Source organism: Roseivirga sp., from assembly GCF_034669765.1.
GTDB lineage: Bacteria > Bacteroidota > Bacteroidia > Cytophagales > Cyclobacteriaceae > Roseivirga.
On record NZ_JAXMOQ010000002.1, the window covers coordinates 166,406 to 188,786 of the forward strand.

Below are 22,381 nucleotides of genomic sequence, written 5' to 3' on the forward strand. Positions count from 1 at the left end.
ATGGACTACGAATTGATCTTCTTCTTTTTCGCGATTGCCTTTTTGTATTCCTCCGTGGGCTTTGGAGGTGGCTCAAGTTATTTGGCCATTCTTTCCCTTTATAGCTTTGAGTATCGATTGCTACGCAGCATCGCTTTGGTCTGTAATCTGATCGTGGTGAGTGGCGGCACTTACCTATTCGCGAAGCAAGGTCATGTTAAATGGAAGAAGACTTTACCATTGGTTTTGGTCAGTGTGCCCCTGGCATTTCTTGGTGCCAGAATTCCCTTTAAGGAAAATGTATTCTTCATTCTTTTAGGATCAACCTTGGTGGTTGCGGGTATCGTCATGCTGATGGAAGATTACTTGAGAAAGGTGAGTGTAGAGAAAGTGTCAAAAGGTAAGAAGGACATGCCAATCGTCAATGGAGCCATTGGTGGTGGCATTGGATTGTTGGCCGGTTCGGTGGGGATTGGAGGTGGAATTTTCCTTTCGCCTTTACTGCACATTATGCATTGGGACAAGGCCAAAACCATTGCAGGTACTGCTAGTTTTTTCATCCTGATTAATTCAGCATCAGGTTTGGCGGGGCAACTTAGTCAGGACAATTTGACCTTTGACTTTGAAATGATTTTATACTTGGGCCTTAGCGTTTTGGTAGGAGGGCAATTGGGTTCCAGGCTTTCGGTTTTTAAGCTTTCGCAGAAAAAGGTGAAAATGCTCACTGCATTATTGGTATTATTTGCTGGCGGACGCTTATTATTGAAGTACCTTGTTTGAAAAGAGATAAGATGAAAATTGAAGTGATTGCTTTTGGCATAGCGAAGGATATTCTGAATGGTAACCAGGTGACGCTGGAAATGAAAGAAAAGAGTTCTGTGGCCGATGTGCGCCAAGCTTTGGTTGATCTCTATCCTGCGTTCCAAGGGCTGGCTTCTCTGCAATTGGCCGTCAATGCCGATTACGTGAACGATGATTATTTGATTAAAGAAAATGACGAGGTGGTGCTAATTCCACCCGTAAGTGGCGGATGAAAACACTGATTCATATTACTTCTGAAAAACTCGATCCACAAGCCTGCTTAGTGGCTGTGTCTTATCCTGAATGCGGGGGCATTGTTAGTTTTGTGGGTACGGTGCGCAATCAAACCAAAGGCAAACCAGTGCTCAAATTAGAATTTGAAGCCTATGAGAAAATGGCTTTGAAGGAAATGCAGAAAATTGCAGATCAAGCCAAAATTGCGTTTCAGGTAGAGGAAGTGCTGATTCATCATCGCACAGGTTTGGTGAAAGTTGGAGAGGAAGCCGTGGTGATTGTTGTGGCAGCTCCGCATCGAAAAGCAGCTTTTCAGGCCTGTGAATACTGTATTGATACCCTAAAAGAAAGGGTACCCATTTGGAAAAAGGAGTTTTTCGAGGATGGTGAAGTCTGGGTTTCCGCGCACCCGTGATTTTTTAGCTAGGCTTTATTCGGTTTTCTGCTTTAAGAACTTTTTCAAATCCTTGTTGGATCCGTAGAGCACGAGGATGTCATCTTTTTCGAGCATAAAGTCTGGCGTTGCAACGCCCTGAACTTTCGACTCAGTTTTAGTTTTACCCAAAATACTCTTCACCTCTTTTTTTCTAATGGTAGTCAATACCAAGAGGTTGAAATTCTCACGGAACTTAACTTCTTGGATTGTTTGTCCAACGTACTCTTTAGGTAGATTAGCTTCAATAATGGTGTAATCTTCGCCTAGCTCAAAAGAATCTACAACATTGTTCATGCAAAGCTTTTTGGCCCAGCGTTCAGCTGTTTCTTGCTCAGGATACACTATTTCATCTACTCCTAATGCTTTAAGTACTTTTTCGTGCAATGGATTTATTGCTCTGCTAATCAGTCTTTTAACTTCAAAGTTTTTGAATATGGCGGTGACCATAATATTTGAGCCTTGGTCTTCGCCAATGGCTATGATTACGATGTCGGTATCTTTTAGCGGCAGGCCTGCTACGGTAAACTCATCGGTGGCATCCATGCAAATGGTGTGAGAAATTTTCTCTTTGAACGTGTCTACCTTTGACATTGAAGTATCAATTCCAATCACTTCATTCCCTTGAGCAGTCAGTTTTTCGGCCAACGAAGCTCCAAAATTCCCTAATCCAACTATAATGTATTTCATTGATTCAAGTTTAATTGATCGTAATTTCTTCTGTGGGATACCTGTAACTCTTATCCTTCACTTTATCCATTATAGCAATCATAATGGATAACATGCTTACTCTACCCACAAACATGATGATAACGAGCACAATCTTACTTACACTGGTTAAATCGCCTGTAATGCCCAAGCTTAAGCCTACAGTACTGTAAGCAGAGAAGCATTCAAAAGCGATTTGCATGAGCGTTTTATCGCCATCGAACATTGAAATCACCATGATGCCAAAGCCTATCACCAAAAGTGAAAGCGATATAATGGCAAAAGACCTTCTCACCGATATGTCGGCTATTTCTCTTCTGAACACTTCAATTTTCGTTTTCCCTCTGGCAATACTGAGAATGTTCAAGGTGGCTATGGCAAAAGTACTGGTTTTAATGCCTCCACCCGTTGATGAAGGTGATGCCCCAATCCACATCAATAGCAGTGTCATTACTAAGGTAGGGAAACTCAGAGCTGCCATATCCACGGAGTTAAAGCCAGCGGTTCTTGGAGTGGCTGCTCCAAATAAAGCGGTCACTATCTTACCGAAAAAGCCATGTTCGGCCATCGTGTTATTGTACTCCAATATAAAGAACAATACAAAGCCAACAGCTGTCAATGAGAAGGTGGTGATTAGGTTAATCCGGCTGTTTAGGTTCAGTACCCAAGGCTTGTAATTCTTTAGCCGACTTGAAAAAGTAAAGACCTGTGACAAACGATATTTCAAGTAATTCAGAATATTGACCACAATAGGGAAGCCCAAGGCACCCAAAAAGAAGGTAGAAATCAATACAATTTGTAAGAAGTAATTGAATTTAAAACCTACGTCATATACGCTATTGCTTAGGGTGGAAAAGCCAGCGTTACAGAATGCAGAAATAGAATGAAATACAGCAAAAAATATTTGGCTGTATTGAGATTCAAAGGTGCTGGGATCTAAGCTGAAATAAATCAACGAGGCTGATAACATTTCAATCCCAAAGGTGATAATGAGCACGTATTTTAAGGTGGAGAAGACTTCGCTGAGTTTCTTTGAATTGCTCATATCGCCCAATGCCAATTGGTTTTCATAGGTAGAACCTCCTTTAAAGAAATAGCTGAAGTAGCTGGCAAAGGTCAAAATTCCTAAGCCACCAATTTGAATCAGCATAATAATAATGATCTGCCCAAATTCCGTGAAATAGCTTCCTGTGTCCACTACAATCAGGCCTGTTACGCAAACCGCACTTGTAGAGGTAAAGAAGGCGTCAATAAATGAGATTCCGTCATAAGTTGCCCTTGGGAGCATGAGAAGCACCGTGCCCAGTAGAATGATGACCAAGAAACTGATAATGAACAATTGAGCAGGGTTGAGTACTGTCCGCTTATAAATGAGCCTTAACTCTGAAAATTCCCGAATAAAGGTCAGGATTACGGCAGACTTAATCAGGTTGTCATTGAATAGTATGGGGTGAAGTTTGTGGCTTGCCCCATGGATTAAATGGAGGTAAAGTACAGTGATGGTGATGAGAACACTAAGGGTATCGAAGATAAGCACCTTAGTCTTTTTCTGGTTTTTTCGCTCAACATAGCGAAATATGATGGATGTCAGTCCAATGCCTAGTACTACAAAATAGTAGCTATTGATGATACTTTGAGAGAGGTCTGATTGGGTATAACCAAAGTCAGCAATAAAAACCAAGATTCCTGAAAGACTAATCCAGAAAGCGAGGTGATCAAGCCGCTTTAAATTGAAATGCATTATAAAAACATCTTCTGCAAAGCAGCCCAAATGGCCTTTTTCAAGGCTAAGGTGCTTTCAATTAGTGTAAGATCGTCTGCTTTCATATAGAATTTCTTTCGATCTTCTTTGACTTCGTAAACAGGACTATTGTTATAACGGTCCAGTTTTTTGGAATTAAAGACTAAGACATGACGGTGGTTAAACTCATTCAATACTGCTTCAATTTGCTCTGGAGAAGCTTCTTTTACATTCACCATAAGCACATCGTCTAAACTTCGTTTCACGGAAGTCAATACCTTAAGGAGGAAAGCTTTTTTCTCTGCCTCCAATTGAGGCTGTTCAGCTTCAAAAAAGATGAGACAATGCTTGAGGTTATTGCCTTCAGTAGGGAGGGGCTTGATGTAAACCGGTTTAGCTTCTTCCACCACTGGAGTTGGTGGGGGCGGACTGGCCTTCTCAACAGGAGTTTCTGCTACTCCTTCCGTCTTCACTTCTTTGATAGGGGCTGGACTGGCCTTTTCAATAGGAGCCTCTACTACTTTTTCACCCTTAATCTCTTGGGTTGGCGCTGCCGCAACATCATCTTTAATCAGATAAATTTCTTCAGTAATGAAATGAGAAAGAAATGAGATATCCTCAGCCATGGCGCCAATTGGTTATTTTGATAAATCTAACAATTGTCTAGTGAAATATAGACTATGATCCAAAGAAAAGACTTTTCAGTTCTGTCGCTTCGTCTGGCTTCATCCTTTTGGCCAAAACCAAACGGAGTTGCCTTCTTCTTAATGCTCCTTCGTATTGCTCTTTTTCTTCAGGGGTTTCTGGAACGAGTTCTGGTACATCAATCGGCCTTCCACTTTGATCTACGGCCACAAAAGTAAAGTAGGCACTGTTGCTTTTGAATTTACGTCCAGAAGGAATGTGTTCAGCCCATACTTCGCAATACACTTCCATAGAAGAATTGAATGCGCGTGTTACATTGGCGGTAAGCGTCACTACATCGCCCAGAGCAATAGGCTTTCCGAAAGATATATTATCGGCAGAGGCAGTGACTACAATGCGGTTAGAGTGCTTTTGCGCTGCAATGGCGGTATTAATGTCCATCCAGTGCATCAGTTTGCCCCCCATAAGGTTGTGGAGTGTATTGGTGTCGTTAGGAAGTACCAACTCCGTCATCGTTACGCGTGAATCTTTGGTAGTTTTTGTCTTAGCTGCCATAACTTGGTTTTATGCTGCAAAGCTAATGCGGTAAGATGAAAGAATGGAAGAGAATTTGATTTTTATGAATATTAGAAATTACATATATAAATATGTTTGTAATTTCATGTTTATTTTTTCCAACCATCATTGCCAAGTAAGGGGACGAACTTGAAATCATGGAAAACCTCTTTGCGAAGCTTGTTACCCTCAAGTCGCGTAAGCTTTAGCATTTGCTGCGTTTTGGCATTGCCCACAGGAATCACCAAGCAGCCATTAACTTTTAGCTGGTCTATGAGTGCATCAGGAACGGTGGGAGCACCGGCAGTAACAATTATTTTATCATAGGGAGCGAATTTGGGTAAACCCAGCGATCCATCTCCATAGAAGAAGTTAGCCTTGTAGCCCATTTCGGGTAGGGCGAATCTGGTACGCTCATAAAGCTCCTTTTGATACTCTATGGTATACACTTCTGCCCCAAGCTCTAAAAGCACTATGGCCTGATAACCAGAGCCGGTTCCAATTTCTAATACCTTGTCTCCAGGTTTTATATTCAGTAATTCAGTTTGAAAGGCTACGGTGTAAGGTTGCGAAATGGTTTGGCCAGCCCCAATGGGGAAAGCTTTATCTTCATAAGCGTGCTCTACTAAGGCATTTTCGAAGAAAAAATGGCGTGGAATTTTCCCGATCGCGTCCAAAACCCGTTCGTCTTTAATGCCTTTGGAGCGAACCACTTTTACAAGCTGTCTTCGCATTCCCTTATGTCTGTAACTATCTTCCATATTGAAGAAACCGTATTACGGTTTGCGCTGCTGATTTGAATTGATCTGTGTAAAAAGAGAGAAAGCGCTAAAAAAATCAATTTCTTAACGCTTTCTTTTTGAATGATTTAGCTCAATTTACCTTATTCGGTAATTGAAATCAAGTAGTAATTCTTTTTCCCTTTCTGAACTAAGAAGTACTTCTCCTGAAGCAAGCGAATGGCTGGTTTGGCATTCATGTCTTCGATTTTTACTTTGTTGATGCTCACTCCGCCATCTTGCAGCATTCTGCGGGCCTCACCTTTAGATTTAAAGATCACCTCTTGAGTAACCACAGAAAGCAAATCAATAACATTCTCAGTTTGGTCCAAGTCCATTTTAGACACTTGTACCTGAGGAACGCCTTCAAATACTGAAAGCAATGTGTCTTCATCTAGAGACTCTAGGTCTTCGGTGGTAGACTTTCCGAAAAGGATGTTAGACGCCTTAATAGCTGTTTTTAAATCTTCTTCAGAGTGAACCCTAACAGTGATGTCTTCCGCCAAAGCCTTTTGTAAAGTTCTTAAATGCGGAGCTTCATTGTGCTCAGCTTCCAAAGCCTCAATCTTTTCTTTCGGAAGAAGGGTAAACACACGAATGAAATTCGAAGCGTCTTCATCAGACGTATTCAACCAAAACTGGTAGAATTTGTAAGGGGAGGTCTTCTTCGGATCCAGCCAAACGTTTCCGCCTTCTGATTTGCCGAATTTAGATCCGTCCGCTTTTCTAATTAAAGGAGCTGTCATGGCAAAAGCCTCGCCTTGCACTTTTCTTCTGATCAATTCAGTACCTGTAACAATGTTCCCCCATTGATCAGAACCGCCCATTTGCAGTTTGCAACCGTAGTTTTGGTTCAAGTGAAGGAAATCATAGCCCTGAACGAGTTGGTAAGAGAATTCAGTGAATGACATTCCGCTTTCCAATCTGTTTTTCACAGAATCTTTGGCCAACATGTAATTCACAGTGATGTGCTTGCCCACTTCTCTGATAAAATCAAGGAAGTTGAAATCTTTGAACCAGTCGTAGTTATTGACGAGTTGCGCAGAATTTTCTCCGCAATCAAAGTCCAAGAACTTGCGAAGCTGTTTTTTCTGTGAATCTAGGTTGTGGTTCAAAAGTTCTTCCGATAGCATAGGTCTTTCAGATGATTTGCCCGAAGGGTCGCCCACCATGCCCGTAGCACCACCGACTAAGGCGATAGGCTTATGGCCTGCCTTCTGAAGGTGCACCAAAAGCATTACAGGAACCAAGTTGCCAATGTGCAAAGAATCGGCAGTAGGGTCGAAGCCAACGTAACCCGTGGTTTGCTCTTTATCCAGTTGTTCTTCTGTACCGGGCATGATGTCGTGGATCATGCCTCTCCATTGTAGTTCTTTGATGAGTTCACTCATAGGTTTATTTTGAATCGGGAGCGCAAATATAGAGTTTGAAAGGAGAGGTTAAAAGGTAGAAACAAAAAAAGCCTTAGATTTCTCTAAGGCTTTTTGCGGAACGGACGGGACTCGAACCCGCGACCTCCTGCGTGACAGGCAGGCATTCTAACCAGCTGAACTACCGCTCCAATATTTTTGTTTGTAATCCCTTTCGTTTAAGGTGATGCAAAAGTAGTATACTGTTCTTGATTTACAAGCGTTGAACGCTAAAAAAAACGAACTAATTTTCACATAAATTCTCAACTCTTTGGTCTTGAGTAGGATAAAAACCTCCACAGTGAATATTTATTTTGTTGGTGAAGTGATCTTTGGGATTTTGATCACCAGATCTATGTCTTTTTTTCCTTTGGGCTCTATTGATTTGATCTAAGTAAATCACTTAGATAAATAATTTATGAGTTTCACTGAGCTTAATAAATTCTTATTCGCTCTCCTTTGTGAGGCATAATAATTGAAGAGGCTCAGTTATTCTGTATTCCTCAACCTAAAAAAAACAGAGCTCATGTAACGTATTTACATGGGCTTATTTTTTACCCCAATTATGAAGTGTGATTTATATATCACCTTCTTGTTTCTTAACTTAGTATTGTAAATTTAAATGGCAATCATGGTAACCATTATACAGCAAGAAGAAACAGATAATAAGGGAAGTTTTTATTTTGAAAAGGAGGGGGAGCGCTTGGCTGAAATGACTTTTTCGAAAGCGGGACCTGAAAAAATCATCATAGACCATACCGAAGTAAGCGACACGCTCAGAGGAACAGGTATGGGGGTGAAGTTGGTTGAGTATGCCGTGGAGTACGCACGCAAAATAAAGTCAAAATCATTCCTCTGTGCCCTTTTACAAAGGCTACATTAAAACGACACGAAGAATGGCAGGATGTATTATGATTTCTACCAGGAGGAAGTTTTTAAGTCTCTAGTGGCTTGAAGGATGTCTCTTCTGCTCACTTGGCCTTTGATTCTACCGTTAACGTCTACTACGGGAAACCTTCTGTAATGCGTTCTTAAGAACTTTTGAGCACAGTCCAATACATCCATGTCAACTGATACTGTAGCAACGTTATTGCTCATGTATTCTGCAACAGTAATTTTCCCGTGGTGAAGGTTGTGGTAAGCTTCGTCTACCATAATTCTCATACAGTCAATTTCTGAAAGTATTCCAATAATTTTTCCTTTCTCATCAATGACGGGTGCGCCTGAAATGTGCTTGTCTAAAAAGATATCCATAGCCTCTGCTATGCTTTGTTCAGGGCTGAATGAAATAACCTCGTGGGTCATGTAATCGGTAACTGGGCGGTATTGCTGAACGCCTTTGGGTACCTCTGGTGCTTTTACTCCTTGGAAATTCATATAGTTTCTAATTTAGTGATTTTGAATATTTATCAAATAGAAGTATAATATACTGTAAATCAGTTGAATATCAAAACTATAAATTAGTAAATACAGTTTTAGTATGGTTAATATTCTGGATAGTTTAATAGGTGTTTTGGCGTTTGTATCAATAAAAAAGGAGCTTATTGTTAAATAAGCTCCTTTTAAAATAATGAGTAAAAACTCAATTATCTTTTGTCTATAGGGGCGTAAACCCTTTCATTGTAACCAGTGTATACTTGTCGTGGTCTTCCGATAGGTTCTTTGTTCTCACGCATTTCTTTCCATTGTGCAATCCAACCAGGAAGTCTACCCATAGCAAACATCACTGTAAACATGTCTGTAGGAATACCCAAAGCTCTGTAAATAATACCTGAGTAGAAGTCCACATTTGGATATAGCTTTCTTTCTACGAAGTAAGCATCGTTCAAAGCTTCTTCTTCCAAGCCTTTGGCAATTTCTAAAATAGGATCATTCACTCCTAATTTTTCCAAAACATCGTCAGCCGCTTTTTTGATGATTCTAGCCCTTGGATCGAAGTTCTTATAAACCCTGTGTCCAAAGCCCATCAAACGGAATGGATCGTTTTTGTCTTTGGCTTTCGCCATCCACTTTTTAGTGTCTCCACCGTCTTTCTTTATGCTTTCCAACATTTCGATTACCGCTTGGTTAGCACCACCATGTAACGGTCCCCAAAGGGCATTGATTCCACCTGAAATGGAAGCGTACAAACTAGCATGAGATGAACCTACCATTCTTACTGTTGAGGTAGAACAGTTCTGTTCGTGATCAGCATGTAAGATTAATAACTTATCTAAAGCATTCGCAACTACAGGATCAACCTCATAAGCTTCCGCTGGGTTAGAAAACATCATCTTAAGGAAGTTGCTACAATAGTCTAAACTATTGTCTGGATAGTTTACTGGATGCCCGATTTGGTTTTTGTATGACCAAGCCGCAAATGTTGGCATTTTGGCAAGCAAACGGATGATACTCATGTCCACTTCTGGAGCCGCTCTGTTAGGGTCTAAAGAGGCAGGGTAGAAGGCTGTTTGAGCACAAACCAAGGAAGATAAAACGCCCATTGGGTGCGCAGTTGAAGGGAATCCTTCTAGAATCTTCTTGATGTCTTCATGCGCCAATGTGTGATTGGTGATGGTTTTGGTGAAATCCTTATACTGTTCTGGGGTCGGGAGTTCTCCGTAAATCAGAAGGTATGAAACTTCAAGGAAGGTAGACTTCTCAGCCAATTCTTCGATTGAGTAACCTCTGTAACGTAGAATTCCTTTTTCACCATCAAGGAAAGTGATAGCGCTTTTGGTTGAACCTGTATTTTTAAATCCTGGGTCGATAGTGATTACGCCACTTTCTCCTCTAAGAGAGGAAATATCTATGGCTTTCTCATTTTCGGTGCCCTCAATTACCGGTAGTTCTAATGTTTTACCGTCAACTTTAATCTCAGCAGTACTTGACATTCTATAAAGTGTTTTACTTAGTTTGGGGTGCTTTATTAGGCGAGCGAATTTAATGTATTAAACACTTAAATGAAACTCTTGTTCCCTACTTTAGTTATTTTTAATTGTTACCCCCTAAAATTAATGGTAAGCCCTCATCTCCTTGACCAATAACAACCACTTTAGAGTTAGGGGATTCAGCCAATTTCAACGTTGCTTCAATGCCTCGCATCTTTAAAAGACTTGGTGTTAAGCTATTGTTGATAATTTTATTGGCAGCAGATTCACCTTCAGCAGCGATCCTTTTTCTTTCCGCTTCACTCTTTTCTTTGTCCAAACGGAACTGATAAGCTAAGGCTTCTTGCTCTTGTTGTAGTTTACTTTCAATAGCCTGCTTAATTTTGTCAGGCAAATTAATGGAGCGAATAAGAAGTGCTCTCATTTCAATGTTATTGGCTTCACTACCCAAAACTTCAGCCGTTTCTGTTCGAATCGCAGTTTCTACTTCTGGTCTCTTAGTGGAATAAATTTCTTCGGCAGTGTAACGGCCCATTACCTGACGTACTGTTGATCGTACTTCAGGTGTAACCAAAGTACTTACATAACTCTTTCTAAAGCTTTCATAGATATAACCTACACGTTCGAATTTAGGATAAAAACGAACAGACACATCTACTTTAATGCTCAAACCGTTCTTGTCGAGCACATCCATGGTTTCTTCCACTTGGGTTTCGGCTACATCGAAAACGATTAACTCATTCCAAGGCGCCTTTACATGAAAGCCTTGTGTGATGACATTGTCCTTGTCCAAACCTCCAGAGAATTTTTTAAAGAGAATCGCTCTCTCATTGGCTTGAATGGTATAAAAAACGCTGCTCGATATTGCGAAAAGAATGATCACCGCAATGACAGAAATGACGATAGCGGGTAAGTATTTTCTGTTGTCCATAATGATAGTTGTTTATGTTTAAGAGCCAATCTGCTTTAGGTTGGCTTCAATAATGTCCAGAATTTGTTGAGCCACTTTTAAAGCTTTATAACCATCTTCAATGGTAACAATTGGCTCGGTATTATTGTTTATTGCCTGATTAAAAGTAAAGAGTTCTTCTCGAATGGCATTGGTTGGATGGATTTTTGGGTTTTCAAAAATTATTTCCTTTTTGCTTTTGCCTTCCCCTAAATCTAAAATCATAGAAAAAGGGCCTTCTTCTCCAGTGGCTTCTTGCATTCTCACGATTTCAGATTTCTTTTCAAGGAAATCTACAGATACATAAGCGTCTTTTTGGAAGAAACGTGATTTGCGCATGTTTTTTACCGCTATACGGCTAGTAGTAAGGTTCGCGACACAACCATTTTCGAATTCTAAGCGCACATTAGCAATGTCTGGCGTATCACTGACTACTGCAACACCGCTGGCCGAGATATGTTTCACTGGAGATCCAACAGCATGAAGAATCACATCAATATCATGAATCATCAAATCGAGCACCACGGGCACATCCAAACCTCTTGGGTTGAATTGCGCCAATCTGTGCGTCTCAATGAACATGGGCTGCTTAAGGTAGTCTTGAGCGGCTACATAGGCTGGGTTGAATCTTTCAACATGACCTACCTGAATTTTCAGTCCTTTTGCTCTTGAAAGCGTGATGAGTGCTTCGGCTTCAGCAATCGTATTGGTGACTGGCTTTTCAATAAACACATGCTTACCTGCATCCAGTGCTTGTTTGGCACAATCGAAATGTGATAAGGTAGGAGTGACGATGTCAATGATATCTACTACTTCAAGTAATTCAGCAATGGTGGCATAGGCTTTAATGCCATGCTCTAGCGCAACTGCTTTTGCATTTTCTTCTGAAGCATCATAGAACCCTACGAGTTCGTATTCAGGAATATCTTTGATGCATTTAATATGAATTTTACCAAGGTGGCCAGCACCCAGAACGCCAATTTTAAGCATTGATATGGTTTTTTTGAACTGTGGCAAAAGTAGCCATAAAATTATCAGGCTCTAAGGAATGCCCCTCTTTTTGGGTATCTTGTATTCAATCTGATTTTTGGACGAACTAGTAGGCACCCTATAGTTATTTTTTAATTGAACCTTTCAATCATTTATGCGACTCCTTATTAGATTTTTATGAAACGGAGTTCAAACCAAATTTTTGATGAGTTGCTTGTTTTGCGCTGCCAAGACAAAGACCAAACTGCGGTTGGCTTGCTTTGGAAACGCTGGCAACCTAAAGTCTTAAGCTGGTCTTATGGTTTTTTAAAAGATCAGGATCATGCCTATGAAATTGCACAAGAAAGTTGGGTCTCTATTATTAAAGGTATTCACAAGTTGAAAGATCCTGCTTTGTTCCGGTTTTGGGCTTATAAGATTGTTCAGCGCAGGGCAGCAGATTGGATTAAACAGCGGCAGCGCGAAAGGAACAGTGTACATCAGTTTGAAGCTGAAAATGTTTCACCTTCAGAAGCTGAACCGCATGATCAAATGGAGCTTATGTTGGCAGCCATTCATGATTTGCCTGAACAGCATCAGCAGGTCTTACGGCTTTTCTATTTGGAAAAGACTCCGATAAAAATCATTGCTCAAATACTCGATAAGCCGGAAGGCACGGTAAAGTCGAGTTTATACCATGCACGAGAACAGTTAAAAAAGAAACTTAAAAACGAGAGTTATGAATGATTCAGAAAAAGAAATGGATGATTTAATCCACCAAGCACTTACTAAAGAAGAAGCTGCTTATTACGATCAGTTAGGAGAACAAAACATGCCTCAAATGATTTTAGGCCTGTTTAAAGGAAAGAACAGCTGGATCACTGTAGTTATGTTTGTGTTCAATTTAGTTGTGCTAGGCCTTTCGATTTACACCTTTGTGGAAATGCTCAATACCGATGTAATTGTAGATAAACTGGAGTGGGCTTTTTACACCCTGATAGGTTTTATTACCATGTCTCTGCTTAAGATTTACAATTGGAATCAAATGGATAAAAATGCCATGCTTAGAGAAATCAAACGACTAGAATTTCAGGTGTCGTTGTTGGGGAAGAAAAGTTAATCCGTATTGGAAAGGAAACCTTTAAAGATACTTACAATTTGTGGGTGTCTTTTTATGTGTATTTGAACGGATTCATTTTATCCCCAAACTATTCCCCATAAGCATAAATAGAAAAAGCCCTATACATTACGTATAAGGCTTTTTTGTGGGCCCACCTGGGCTCGAACCAGGGACTTTCTGATTATGAGTCAGATACTCTAACCAGCTGAGTTATAGGCCCAAGATCTTATTTAAAGCGGCTGGTTTTATGTTGAAGCTATTCTGAAAAACGAACAAGCTACATTGTGCTTTAAACCCTTTGATTTTGGGAGTGCAATGTTACATATTTGCGATTAATTAAACAACAAAACATGACGCCAGATTTAAGCAATATAGATTCAATCATTTTCGACCTGGGTGGGGTAATCATTAATTTAGATGAAGCCGCAACCATTAAGGCATTTGCTGAAATCTCTGGGCGTACTGAGAATGAAGTACTTGAGCTGTCGAAAACAGCTGAATTCTTTAAGCTGTATGAAACTGGCCATATTGACGACCCTACGTTTAGGGCGCATTTAAGGGAGTCATTAAATGTGTTTTCTGAAGACAATGTTTTAGATGGTGCTTGGAATGCCATGCTGGGCCAAATCCCACTGCATAGGTTAGAGAAACTGGAACTGCTCTCTCAAAAATATAAGCTCTTTGTGATGAGTAATACCAATGATATCCATGCGAGGTTCTTTCTCAAGCTTGTCGACTTGATATCTCCAAATAAGTCGTTTCATGAGTATTTCACCCAAGTTTACTTTTCGCAGGAAGTAGGGGAGCGCAAGCCTAACTTTGGCGCATGGCAACCTATCCTTAACGATCATCAACTAGACGCTTCGCGCACCTTGTTTATTGACGATAAACTAGAGAATATTCAAGCCGCCATGTCCATGGGTTTGAATGGCTTCCACAACATTACACCAGACGATTGGGTAAATGTGATTAAGTAGCTGTGGGAGTTAAATCCTCCTTACAAACGAGGTTAGTGGGGTGCCCTACAACTTACCGTCACTCTGAGGTTGAAACTTGAAAAGTGAAACCGTGAGAGTCTGTCTGTTCGGAGAGGGAACATTAGGGCCTGCTTTTAGTGGATAAACTTGCTTTTCAGTCGCCCTGTAAGTTCCGAGACTTAGGGAGTAGCTGTGGTAGTTAAAACCTCGTTACAAACGAGGATTAGTAAGCGTGTTTGACTTGTAGAGAGCGGAAAATAACTACGACAGGCCTCGGCTTTGAATAGACAGATTCCCACGGTCGCCTGAAAAAGGCATCCCTGCGCCAACGCTGTAGCTAAGGCCTAAGCTTTAGGAATGACGCGCTGAATGAATGATAAATTGGGACTTTGAATTAGGATTAGTCTTGATCGGCTCTGAAAGCCTCAATACCGCCTAATAGGTTTCTTACATTAGTGAAGCCTCTAGAAATTAAGTATTTCTGAGCTCTACCTGCTCTTGCGCCAGATTTGCAATGGATAATGAGTTCGGTTTCTTTCAGCTCTTCAATTTCAGTAACTCTGTGAGGAATATCGCCCAATGGGATCAATTTGGCACCTAAGTTATCCTCATCGAATTCCCACTCTTCCCTCACATCAATGAAGTATTTAACTTCCCCGTTGAGCATTCTTTCCTTCAATTCTTTTACTGTAATATCTGCCATTGTCAGTGGTTTAGAATCAATCTTTTAGTGATGATTTGTCCTTCCTTTTTAACGTGAAGCAAATATATGCCTTTTTGATTTTTTCCAAAAAGAACTTTGAGTCCAGTTTCAGTCTCTTCCACGGTGAATGGCGCTTCTTTTCCCCAACTATCGAAAAGTTGGATGGCTTCTACTTGGCCCCTGATGTTAAACTCACCTTCGTTCGGATTGGGATATATATCCAATCGAACTTCAGAAGCAGCTTTTCCTGGAACAAAACTAGCAGCTATTGATTTGTTAAACCTTGGGCGCATAAGGAAACTTCCCTTTACATTTTCATTCCTTTTCCATGTACCATCTACATTATAGAACATCTTGTCTCCGGAATCTTGATTCTTATCGAGCCCCACGGCTAAAAACTCATTTGTAGCTTGTTGGAAACCAATATAGAAAGTGTCTTGTACAAAAAATGGAGTGTCCAATGCGTAGGTCGTCATTGCACCAATACTTGCAGGACGCAATACACTGTAGGAGTCCTGAAATAGAATTTCTTCAGTGCTTCCCTCTTCTTCAATGTTAGTCCAAACAAACAGTTCAATGGGTTCTCCCGCTTGTTGGGTGAACGGGAAATTGATATCGATATGGGTGAGCAATGCGCGTTCTTCAGCATAAAACTCATAGGCGAGCTTGCCTCCATTTTGGTTAATTCCTGCTGCGAAATCCGCATCGCTGTCATCATAGGCGAAGAAATCATGAATCTTGGTGACTACTCGAACGGTGTCGTTTAGCCTGTAATCGAGGCTTGTGTTAAAGGTGGTGTCATTGGTTGCAGAAATACGCTGAATGTAAAAGTTATCTCCCGATTTAATGTAATAAGTAGTTTCCAGCCAAAGGGAATCGGCATTAGTATCAATATTGGCCACCGAAAGCGTAGGGGAAGTGAATGTCCTTCGTGCATAAGGACCTGGTGGGGGATTGGCCACGCTTTCATTGTTCAAAACTTCCAATTGATTTCCAGTACCAAGGTCTTTTACGGTTGTCGTGAACTGAATAGGCTGAAAGAAATCATTTAGATTGAAGAACCCTGTATTAGTCTCAGATAGATATTTTGTTGGATTAGCAAAAAACTGCTCTGTAGGCATGGCCGAATAAGGAGCAATCAAGAATGAAGGTTTTCTTGTAAGTGCACGATCCACATGGGCTACATCTCCTTCATATCGGCTGTCATTCAGGTAAATGTAGTCTACAAGCCAAGTGTCAAATGCACCTGCTAAACGAGTAAAAGATCTGAAACGAAATTGGAAGCCATCATAGAAAAATAATGAGTTCACTTTTAGCACTACTTGGTTGAATTCTTCAGACTGATTGTCTATTCCTCCAATTTGCCTCCAAGCGCTTTGCCAAATACCATCTGGCTTTCTGAACTGGAGCACCAAAGAATCTTGTCTATCTGGCAACTCACCATTTCCGGTAGCTTGCCAAAAGAAACTGATGTAAACTGAGTCTGCCTGATTTATTGGAACCGCGCTTAAATCTATAGGTTGAGAAACCAAGCTGTCGGTAGCACCATTGAGCAAACTCGTTGGGTTGTATGGCCTGCCGCTGGCATCTATACCATCGAAGATGGCTACATTTAAAGTTGGGGCAGCAATTGCAATTGAACTGCTGATTCTTACATTTTCGCCTGACTTCCAGATTAAAGGATTTGGAGAAACGCTAGCTTGTGAGAAATCGTCCCAAAATGGAAGTGTTAGGCTGGCTTGGGTTTGGTTAACTCCTACTGCAGATGTAACGAAAGTACCGTTGTTCTTAGATTTCGCCTTAAAAGGTAAAGGTCGTTCGGTGATTTGAGCCGTGGTTTGCAGGGCTATAACAGCGAACGATATGAGTAGCCATCTTTTTATCAACCTTATTGCATTTTAACAACACCTTCAGATGATTCATCAGGTTCTTCGTTATTTGAGTCACTACTATTCACCCATATTTCGATCAGATTACCAGATCTAATCATACTTCCTGCTGGAGGTAATTGCTTATAGACCGTATTCGGAGCCACGCTATCTAACTTAATAAAGTTGATTACATCAAGTTTAAGTTTTGAAGCATTGATTTGAAATTTAACATCTTCTAAGTTCTTCCCAATAAAATTAGGGGCGAGAAAACGTTGCACACCTTCACCGTCACCAATCACTAAATCAATAGAAGAGCCTTTGAAGATAGAAGTACCCGCTTCTATGGGTTTTCCTTCAATTGTTTGCGCCAACACCGCGTTGTTGGCCAGGTTGGGCTCATAAGTCAATGAGCCAAGCTTCAATCCGTTTGTATTAAGAATGTCTTCTGCATTTTGAACATCAGTATTGATCAGGTTGGGCATTTTTACTTTTGGTGGAACCTTGGCATTTAAAGAGATGTAAATTTTCCTGTTCATTTTAACTTTGGAGCCAGGCTTTGGGTTTTGAGATAGGATGGAAAGCGGTGCAGATGATTCAGAATAACCAGAGTCTTCCACAATTTCGTACCTCAAATCTCTTTTGATTACAAACTCATCCAAGTCTTCGAATGTCAAACCAATCAATTCAGGCACAGTGATAGTTTCATTGTGATTGGTGGAAGATGGGAGATAGATATAGAAGAAGAACAGCACGAAAACGACTCCGATACCAGCCATAATCAATAGGTTCTTCAAAAATCTGCTAAACGTAAAAGACTTGTCACTCATAAGGTTTTGTATTGCATGAAGTAGGTTGAAAATGCGATGGTTCCTAGGTTACTTCGTCCACAAAGATAATCAATTAAGAAAACGGTCAAATGTTTAATAACAACATGGACAGACTAAGTTATTTTTTGTTTGGTCTGGCCATTTGCTTCAAATCAAAAAAGGCACAGTGTTTTTAACACTATGCCTCATTTAGTAGGTGTCAGTTGAGGAATATTATACCGTGGTCGTACTTACAGCCACAACTCCTTTTATTTCAGGTATATCTCTCTTTATAGCCTCTTCAATACCAGCTTTCATGGTCATGTGCGACATTGGACAGCTTTCGCAAGCGCCAAGTAATTCAAGCCTCACAATCATTTCGTCTGTGATTTCAAGCACTTTTACATCACCGCCATCGGCCTTAAGAAATGGCCTGATCTTCTCCAAAGCTGCTTCAACTCTTTCTATCATAGGTATAAATGTACGTTAAACTTTTAATTCTACCCGCTTTGTTTCAGCTAATTGCGCATTTCTTATCGCTACCTGTTGAGCAACTTGTTGTGACAAGCTTTTAAAGGCTTCAGCTGTAACAGAGTCTTGCATTACCGCTGGGTAACCAATATCTCCTGCTTCACGAATGCTTTGCACCAATGGGATTTGGCCTAAGTAAGGCACTTTGTGCTTTTCTGCTAGGTTCTTTCCACCATCCTTTCCAAAAATATAATACTTATTGTCGGGTAACTCTTCTGGAGTGAAGTAGGCCATGTTTTCAACAATACCGAGAATAGGTACATTGATTTGTGGCTGCATAAACATGGTCAAGCCTTTTTGAGCATCGGCCAAGGCTACTTTCTGTGGAGTAGTTACCAATACAACGCCTGTAACAGGTACGGTTTGCACCAAAGTCAAGTGAATGTCACCAGTGCCCGGAGGAAGGTCTATTAATAAATAATCCAGTTCTCCCCAATCTGTATCGGCAATAAACTGTTTTAATGCGCTACTGGCCATTGGCCCTCTCCAAACCACTGCATTTTCTGCTGGAGTGAGGAACCCAATTGACATTAACTTTACACCATACTGCTCAATCGGAATGATTAAATTTCTTTCGCCTTCTTTCTTGATATTCGGTTGCTCATGTTCGCAATTGAACATGGTAGGTATGGAAGGGCCGTAAATATCTGCATCGATTAAGCCCACTTTTGCGCCACTACGGGCCAAAGCAACAGCAAGATTAGCCGTAACAGTAGATTTACCTACCCCCCCTTTTCCCGAGGCAATGGCGATAATATTCTTAACCTGAGGAAGGAGGGGAGCATTATCCCGAGTACTGGTTACATGCGAGCTCATGTTAATGCTAACTTCAATATTTGCACCAACATGCTCTTCAATAGCCTTTAAGCAATCGTTTTTTATCACTTCTTTCAGCGGACAAGCAGGGGTGGTCAACATCACCGTGAAAGTGAGTTTGTTACCTTCAATTTCAATGTCCTGAATCATGTTTAAGGTCACCAGATCTTTCTTGATGTCTGGGTCGTCAACATGTCGGAGTGCTTTGATTACGTTTTCCTTAGTAAGTGCTGCCATAGTTCTTTAATTCCGCTGCAAATTAACGGCTTTTTGTCTAGTCTGAATAACAGGATTAAATGAAATTCGTTCCTTACTTTTTCAAGCCTTAGCAATGCCCTATATTTGAGGCAAGAAGGGATGGCAATAAGCGACAGTACTATACAGGAAATTAAAAACCGCATCGACATAGTCGAGGTGATCAGTGATTTTGTGTCGTTGAAAAAAGTGGGGTCAAATTACAGGGCGCTCAGTCCTTTCACCAACGAGAAAAGCCCTTCTTTCTACGTTTCTCCTTCTAAAGATATTTTTAAGTGTTTTAGCTCAGGGAAAGGAGGCGATGCCATTGCCTTTGTCATGGAGGTGGAAGGCATTAACTATATTGAATCGCTAAAATACCTTGCCAATAAATATGGCATTGAAGTACAAGAAGAGGAACAAACGGACGAGCAAATAACAGCTCAAAATGAACGTGATAGCCTTTTTATAGCCCTTAAATATGCTGGTGAGTTTTTTCAGGATATCCTTTGGAATCACAGCGAAGGAAAAAGTATTGGACTTAGCTACTTTAAAGAAAGGGGCTTTTCTGAAGCTACTATTAAGAAATTCGATTTAGGTTATAGCCTCGATGCTTGGGATGGACTGATGAAGCCGGCTTTGGAAAAAGGCTATTCTGAAGAAATCTTAGAAAAGGCAGGCTTAATTCTTAAATCTGAAAATAAAACCTACGATAGGTTCAGAGGCCGGGTAATGTTTCCCATTCATAATGTTGGGGGAAAAGTTATTGCCTTTGGTGCTCGAACACTTCGCAAAGACAAGAAGCAGCCTAAGTATATCAATTCGCCCGAAACGGGAGTGTACCATAAGAGCGACATTGTTTATGGCATTCACCAAGCTAGACAAGCCATTCGGAACGAAGACCTTTGTTATTTAGTGGAAGGTTATACTGATGTTATTTCCATGCATCAGTCGGGGGTCCATAACGTAGTATCTTCATCGGGTACCTCACTTACCAAAGAGCAAATCCACCTAATTGGGCGGTATACAAAGAACATCACAGTGCTTTATGATGGCGATGCAGCTGGAATAAAAGCTTCATTTAGAGGTATTGACTTAATTCTTGAGCATGACCTAGATGTGCATGCAGTGGTTTTCCCTGAGGGGGAAGATCCAGATAGTTTTTCACGCAGCATGAGCTCAGAGGCCTTTCAGCAATTCCTGAAAGACAACGCCCAAGATTTCATCACCTTTAAAACGAACATCCTAACTGAAGGAGGTAAGAACATCGATCCGGTTAAGAAAGTAGCCGTTATACGTGATGTAGTAGAAAGTATTTCACTGATTCCTGATGGTATCAAGCGTTCTGTTTATTTAAAGTCTTGTGCCGATTTGCTCGAAATTGATGAGCAAGTTTTGATTTCAGAATTGAATAAGATTCTGATTAAAAATCGCAAGAAGGATAGGCAGCATGAGGAGCGTGAGTCGAGTGCAGTAGATGAACAACTGGCCGATTCACTTCAGTCTAAACAAGAAGAACAAACTGGTTATACTCCTTTCTATGTAGAAAAGGAGTGCCTAAGAATGATCATTAATTACGCTAATGAACCTTTTGATGAACATCAAAAAATTGGAGAGTTCATTTTACAAGAAACAGCTGATTTAAAGTTTGATGATGTGTTGATTAATGAAACTATTTCTATGGCTTCGGGATTTATCAAGGCAGGTAAAAACGTAGAACCAGATATGTTTATTGGGCCCAGTAACCCTAAAATGAGTCAATTGGTAATTGATTTACTAGACATGAAGTATTTTATCAGTGATGGCTGGGAAGAGCTTCATAGAATTAGCACTAGCCATGAAAAGGAAGATTTACCAACCGCTACTTACAAAGTGATTCTGAGATTAAAGCGAAAGAAAATCGAGGAAATGCTGCATCATAATGAAGAACTATTGAAGAAGTCGTCTGAGGCAAAAGAACAAGATGAATTGCTTCAAATGATTAAGCACTTAAAAACACTTTTCGATCAGGTGACCACCGAATTGGGAATTGTGGTGTCAAAATAAAAGTATTTATATACGCATAGAAATAAAGAGCATGATAGAATCAAATACAATGGAAACTGCCAAAAATAAAATTCAATTGAACACAATTGAAGAAGCCATTGAAGCCATAAAAAATGGCGAGGTAATTATTGTGGTAGACGATGAGGATCGTGAGAACGAAGGTGATTTTATTTGTGCTGCTGAAAAAGTATCGCCTGAAATCATCAACTTTATGGCTACCCATGGCCGTGGACTGATTTGCGCTGCGGTAATTGAAGACCGTTGTGATGAACTTGGCCTAGAAATGATGGTGGGCTCAAATACTGCAGCTTATGAAACTCCTTTTACGGTTTCTATTGATTTAATTGGTCATGGGTGTACCACAGGGATTTCAGCCAGCGACCGTTCAAAAACGGTTCAGGCATTGGTAAACCCTAATACTAAACCTGAAGAACTAGGGAAGCCAGGTCATATTTTCCCACTAAGGGCAAAAAGAGGGGGAGTGCTGAGAAGAACTGGTCATACGGAAGCCTCTATTGATTTTGCACGTTTGGCAGGTTTGCAGGCCTGTGGCGTTTTGGTAGAAATATTGAATGAAGATGGCACCATGGCCCGTCTTCCAAACTTAAAGAAAGTAGCTGAAAAATTTAATTTAAAGCTAGTTTCTATCGAAGATTTGATCTCTTATCGTTTAGAAAAGGAAAGCCTTATTGAACGTATGGATTCTGTGGACTTACCGACTGATTATGGCGATTTCCATCTACAGGCCTTCAAACAAACAAATACAGAGGAAGTGCATTTGGCAGTAGTAAAAGGCGAGTGGAAAGAAGATGAGCCTGTTTTGGTTCGTGTACATTCTTCTAGCACTTTAGGAGATGTCTTCGGCTTTAACCGTGACACCGGCAATCCAATAAAACATGCGCTCCGTATGTTAGAAGAGGAAGGAAAAGGTGTTGTACTCTATATGAACCAAGGTGCCAGAGGTGCTCGTTTATTGGATGAACTTCATGCTATTAAGGCTTCAGGAGCGAAGGAAGGTAAGTTTGGAGTGAAAATGGATCAGAAAGATTTTGGGATAGGCGCACAAATTTTACGTGACCTTGGTGTGTCGAAAATCCGTTTAATCTCTAACCATCCAACAAAACGTGTTGGGCTTATTGGTTATGGTCTCGAAATCGTTGAACACGTTACGCTAAAGAAAAAATAAACATTAGGGTTTAAAACGA

General features: G+C 40.6%; 23 protein-coding genes, 2 tRNA genes and 1 pseudogene. 9 read left to right on the forward strand and 17 right to left on the reverse strand.

Going from position 1 to position 22,381, the window contains the following annotated elements; genetic code table 11:
- The 3 genes from VOI17_RS03735 to VOI17_RS03745 are packed head-to-tail and all read left to right on the forward strand — an operon-like array spanning window position 1 to window position 1,429.
- The gene (locus tag VOI17_RS03735) at window positions 1-759 is read left to right on the forward strand and encodes a sulfite exporter TauE/SafE family protein (RefSeq protein ID WP_323755901.1); all 759 of its coding nucleotides are present in this window, start codon (window positions 1-3) and stop codon (window positions 757-759) included.
- Window positions 756-1,013: a MoaD/ThiS family protein gene (locus tag VOI17_RS03740; protein ID WP_323755902.1), complete on the forward strand. Its 258-nt coding sequence runs from the start codon at window positions 756-758 to the stop codon at window positions 1,011-1,013. Before VOI17_RS03735 ends, VOI17_RS03740 begins: the two co-directional genes overlap by 4 nt.
- Complete coding sequence (locus VOI17_RS03745) at window positions 1,010-1,429, forward strand: molybdenum cofactor biosynthesis protein MoaE (RefSeq protein WP_323755903.1); 420 nt, start codon at window positions 1,010-1,012, stop codon at window positions 1,427-1,429. The genes VOI17_RS03740 and VOI17_RS03745 overlap by 4 nt, the downstream gene beginning before the upstream one ends.
- 15 nt (window positions 1,430-1,444) lie before the next feature.
- Here the strand turns inward: VOI17_RS03745 and VOI17_RS03750 are convergent, their stop codons facing one another.
- The 7 genes from VOI17_RS03750 to VOI17_RS03780 all read right to left on the reverse strand — a co-directional run bounded on the left by VOI17_RS03750 (window position 1,445) and on the right by VOI17_RS03780 (window position 7,436).
- Window positions 1,445-2,137, reverse strand: a complete 693-nt coding sequence (locus tag VOI17_RS03750; RefSeq protein WP_323755904.1) for a TrkA family potassium uptake protein — start codon at window positions 2,135-2,137, stop codon at window positions 1,445-1,447.
- 10 nt (window positions 2,138-2,147) lie between these two features.
- Entirely contained in the window at window positions 2,148-3,896 is a 1,749-nt protein-coding gene (locus tag VOI17_RS03755) for a TrkH family potassium uptake protein (protein ID WP_323755905.1), read from the reverse strand.
- Complete coding sequence (locus tag VOI17_RS03760) at window positions 3,896-4,522, reverse strand: hypothetical protein (RefSeq protein WP_323755906.1); 627 nt, start codon at window positions 4,520-4,522, stop codon at window positions 3,896-3,898. Before VOI17_RS03760 ends, VOI17_RS03755 begins: the two co-directional genes overlap by 1 nt.
- 52 nt (window positions 4,523-4,574) lie before the next feature.
- Window positions 4,575-5,096, reverse strand: a complete 522-nt coding sequence (locus tag VOI17_RS03765) for an acyl-CoA thioesterase (protein ID WP_323755907.1) — start codon at window positions 5,094-5,096, stop codon at window positions 4,575-4,577.
- A gap of 110 nt (window positions 5,097-5,206) precedes the next feature.
- On the reverse strand, window positions 5,207-5,857 hold the full coding sequence (locus VOI17_RS03770; RefSeq protein WP_323755908.1) for a protein-L-isoaspartate(D-aspartate) O-methyltransferase: 651 nt from the start codon (window positions 5,855-5,857) through the stop codon (window positions 5,207-5,209).
- 122 nt (window positions 5,858-5,979) lie between these two features.
- Window positions 5,980-7,266: a tyrosine--tRNA ligase gene (gene tyrS / locus VOI17_RS03775; protein WP_323755909.1), complete on the reverse strand. Its 1,287-nt coding sequence runs from the start codon at window positions 7,264-7,266 to the stop codon at window positions 5,980-5,982.
- A gap of 96 nt (window positions 7,267-7,362) precedes the next feature.
- Window positions 7,363-7,436 (reverse strand) — tRNA-Asp (locus VOI17_RS03780).
- Between the two features lie 560 nt (window positions 7,437-7,996).
- Between VOI17_RS03780 and VOI17_RS03785 the strand changes: the two are divergent.
- Window positions 7,997-8,199, forward strand: a pseudogene (locus tag VOI17_RS03785) (GNAT family N-acetyltransferase).
- A 3-nt stretch (window positions 8,200-8,202) separates the two neighbouring features.
- Here the strand turns inward: VOI17_RS03785 and VOI17_RS03790 are convergent.
- The 4 genes from VOI17_RS03790 to VOI17_RS03805 form a co-directional block, all read right to left on the reverse strand.
- Window positions 8,203-8,661: a CBS domain-containing protein gene (locus VOI17_RS03790; protein ID WP_323755910.1), complete on the reverse strand. Its 459-nt coding sequence runs from the start codon at window positions 8,659-8,661 to the stop codon at window positions 8,203-8,205.
- A gap of 209 nt (window positions 8,662-8,870) precedes the next feature.
- On the reverse strand, window positions 8,871-10,157 hold the full coding sequence (locus tag VOI17_RS03795) for a citrate synthase (protein WP_323755911.1): 1,287 nt from the start codon (window positions 10,155-10,157) through the stop codon (window positions 8,871-8,873).
- 100 nt (window positions 10,158-10,257) lie between these two features.
- A complete protein-coding gene (locus tag VOI17_RS03800) occupies window positions 10,258-11,085 on the reverse strand; it encodes a prohibitin family protein (protein WP_323755912.1) in 828 nt (275 codons plus the stop codon).
- An 18-nt stretch (window positions 11,086-11,103) separates the two neighbouring features.
- On the reverse strand, window positions 11,104-12,093 hold the full coding sequence (locus tag VOI17_RS03805; protein ID WP_323755913.1) for a Gfo/Idh/MocA family oxidoreductase: 990 nt from the start codon (window positions 12,091-12,093) through the stop codon (window positions 11,104-11,106).
- Between the two features lie 177 nt (window positions 12,094-12,270).
- Here VOI17_RS03805 and VOI17_RS03810 point away from each other — a divergent pair, with 177 nt between their 5' ends.
- Both VOI17_RS03810 and VOI17_RS03815 read left to right on the forward strand, forming a co-directional pair.
- On the forward strand, window positions 12,271-12,819 hold the full coding sequence (locus tag VOI17_RS03810; RefSeq protein ID WP_323755914.1) for an RNA polymerase sigma factor: 549 nt from the start codon (window positions 12,271-12,273) through the stop codon (window positions 12,817-12,819).
- A complete protein-coding gene (locus VOI17_RS03815) occupies window positions 12,812-13,192 on the forward strand; it encodes a DUF6768 family protein (protein WP_323755915.1) in 381 nt (126 codons plus the stop codon). The genes VOI17_RS03810 and VOI17_RS03815 overlap by 8 nt, the downstream gene beginning before the upstream one ends.
- A gap of 146 nt (window positions 13,193-13,338) precedes the next feature.
- Here the strand turns inward: VOI17_RS03815 and VOI17_RS03820 are convergent.
- A tRNA-Ile gene (locus tag VOI17_RS03820) sits at window positions 13,339-13,412 on the reverse strand.
- Between the two features lie 130 nt (window positions 13,413-13,542).
- Between VOI17_RS03820 and VOI17_RS03825 the strand changes: the two genes are divergently transcribed.
- Window positions 13,543-14,169, forward strand: a complete 627-nt coding sequence (locus VOI17_RS03825) for an HAD family phosphatase (protein ID WP_323755916.1) — start codon at window positions 13,543-13,545, stop codon at window positions 14,167-14,169.
- Window positions 14,170-14,569: 400 nt separating this feature from the next.
- Here the strand turns inward: VOI17_RS03825 and VOI17_RS03830 are convergent, their stop codons facing one another.
- The 5 genes from VOI17_RS03830 to VOI17_RS03850 form a co-directional block, all read right to left on the reverse strand.
- Window positions 14,570-14,872, reverse strand: coding sequence for a rhodanese-like domain-containing protein (locus VOI17_RS03830; RefSeq protein WP_323755917.1), 303 nt, complete (start codon window positions 14,870-14,872; stop codon window positions 14,570-14,572).
- Between the two features lie 2 nt (window positions 14,873-14,874).
- Entirely contained in the window at window positions 14,875-16,758 is a 1,884-nt protein-coding gene (locus VOI17_RS03835) for a T9SS type A sorting domain-containing protein (protein WP_323755918.1), read from the reverse strand.
- Between the two features lie 2 nt (window positions 16,759-16,760).
- On the reverse strand, window positions 16,761-17,570 hold the full coding sequence (locus VOI17_RS03840; RefSeq protein WP_323755919.1) for a PASTA domain-containing protein: 810 nt from the start codon (window positions 17,568-17,570) through the stop codon (window positions 16,761-16,763).
- A gap of 213 nt (window positions 17,571-17,783) precedes the next feature.
- Entirely contained in the window at window positions 17,784-18,020 is a 237-nt protein-coding gene (locus VOI17_RS03845) for a NifU family protein (protein ID WP_323755920.1), read from the reverse strand.
- A gap of 15 nt (window positions 18,021-18,035) precedes the next feature.
- Window positions 18,036-19,133 carry an Mrp/NBP35 family ATP-binding protein gene (locus tag VOI17_RS03850; RefSeq protein WP_323755921.1) on the reverse strand — a complete coding sequence of 366 codons (1,098 nt, stop codon included), beginning with the start codon at window positions 19,131-19,133 and terminating at the stop codon, window positions 18,036-18,038.
- 120 nt (window positions 19,134-19,253) lie between these two features.
- Here VOI17_RS03850 and dnaG point away from each other — a divergent pair, with 120 nt between their 5' ends.
- Window positions 19,254-21,176: a DNA primase gene (dnaG, locus tag VOI17_RS03855; RefSeq protein ID WP_323755922.1), complete on the forward strand. Its 1,923-nt coding sequence runs from the start codon at window positions 19,254-19,256 to the stop codon at window positions 21,174-21,176.
- A gap of 31 nt (window positions 21,177-21,207) precedes the next feature.
- A complete protein-coding gene (ribB, locus tag VOI17_RS03860) occupies window positions 21,208-22,362 on the forward strand; it encodes a 3,4-dihydroxy-2-butanone-4-phosphate synthase (RefSeq protein ID WP_323755923.1) in 1,155 nt (384 codons plus the stop codon).
- Window positions 22,363-22,381: the final 19 nt, after the last annotated feature.

Bases quoted from the DNA above. Each gene is read 5' to 3' on its own strand.
- VOI17_RS03800 (WP_323755912.1), bottom strand. From the start codon at position 11,085: ATGGACAACAGAAAATACTTACCCGCTATCGTCATTTCTGTCATTGCG.
- VOI17_RS03745 (WP_323755903.1), top strand. From the start codon at position 1,010: ATGAAAACACTGATTCATATTACTTCTGAAAAACTCGATCCACAAGCC.
- VOI17_RS03795 (WP_323755911.1), bottom strand. From the start codon at position 10,157: ATGTCAAGTACTGCTGAGATTAAAGTTGACGGTAAAACATTAGAACTA.
- ribB (WP_323755923.1), top strand. From the start codon at position 21,208: ATGATAGAATCAAATACAATGGAAACTGCCAAAAATAAAATTCAATTG.
- dnaG (WP_323755922.1), top strand. From the start codon at position 19,254: ATGGCAATAAGCGACAGTACTATACAGGAAATTAAAAACCGCATCGAC.
- VOI17_RS03790 (WP_323755910.1), bottom strand. From the start codon at position 8,661: ATGAATTTCCAAGGAGTAAAAGCACCAGAGGTACCCAAAGGCGTTCAG.
- VOI17_RS03815 (WP_323755915.1), top strand. From the start codon at position 12,812: ATGAATGATTCAGAAAAAGAAATGGATGATTTAATCCACCAAGCACTT.
- VOI17_RS03760 (WP_323755906.1), bottom strand. From the start codon at position 4,522: ATGGCTGAGGATATCTCATTTCTTTCTCATTTCATTACTGAAGAAATT.
- VOI17_RS03750 (WP_323755904.1), bottom strand. From the start codon at position 2,137: ATGAAATACATTATAGTTGGATTAGGGAATTTTGGAGCTTCGTTGGCC.
- VOI17_RS03765 (WP_323755907.1), bottom strand. From the start codon at position 5,096: ATGGCAGCTAAGACAAAAACTACCAAAGATTCACGCGTAACGATGACG.
- VOI17_RS03735 (WP_323755901.1), top strand. From the start codon at position 1: ATGGACTACGAATTGATCTTCTTCTTTTTCGCGATTGCCTTTTTGTAT.
- VOI17_RS03850 (WP_323755921.1), bottom strand. From the start codon at position 19,133: ATGGCAGCACTTACTAAGGAAAACGTAATCAAAGCACTCCGACATGTT.
- VOI17_RS03845 (WP_323755920.1), bottom strand. From the start codon at position 18,020: ATGATAGAAAGAGTTGAAGCAGCTTTGGAGAAGATCAGGCCATTTCTT.
- VOI17_RS03830 (WP_323755917.1), bottom strand. From the start codon at position 14,872: ATGGCAGATATTACAGTAAAAGAATTGAAGGAAAGAATGCTCAACGGG.
- VOI17_RS03805 (WP_323755913.1), bottom strand. From the start codon at position 12,093: ATGCTTAAAATTGGCGTTCTGGGTGCTGGCCACCTTGGTAAAATTCAT.
- VOI17_RS03840 (WP_323755919.1), bottom strand. From the start codon at position 17,570: ATGAGTGACAAGTCTTTTACGTTTAGCAGATTTTTGAAGAACCTATTG.
- VOI17_RS03810 (WP_323755914.1), top strand. From the start codon at position 12,271: ATGAAACGGAGTTCAAACCAAATTTTTGATGAGTTGCTTGTTTTGCGC.
- VOI17_RS03825 (WP_323755916.1), top strand. From the start codon at position 13,543: ATGACGCCAGATTTAAGCAATATAGATTCAATCATTTTCGACCTGGGT.
- VOI17_RS03755 (WP_323755905.1), bottom strand. From the start codon at position 3,896: ATGCATTTCAATTTAAAGCGGCTTGATCACCTCGCTTTCTGGATTAGT.
- tyrS (WP_323755909.1), bottom strand. From the start codon at position 7,266: ATGAGTGAACTCATCAAAGAACTACAATGGAGAGGCATGATCCACGAC.
- VOI17_RS03770 (WP_323755908.1), bottom strand. From the start codon at position 5,857: ATGGAAGATAGTTACAGACATAAGGGAATGCGAAGACAGCTTGTAAAA.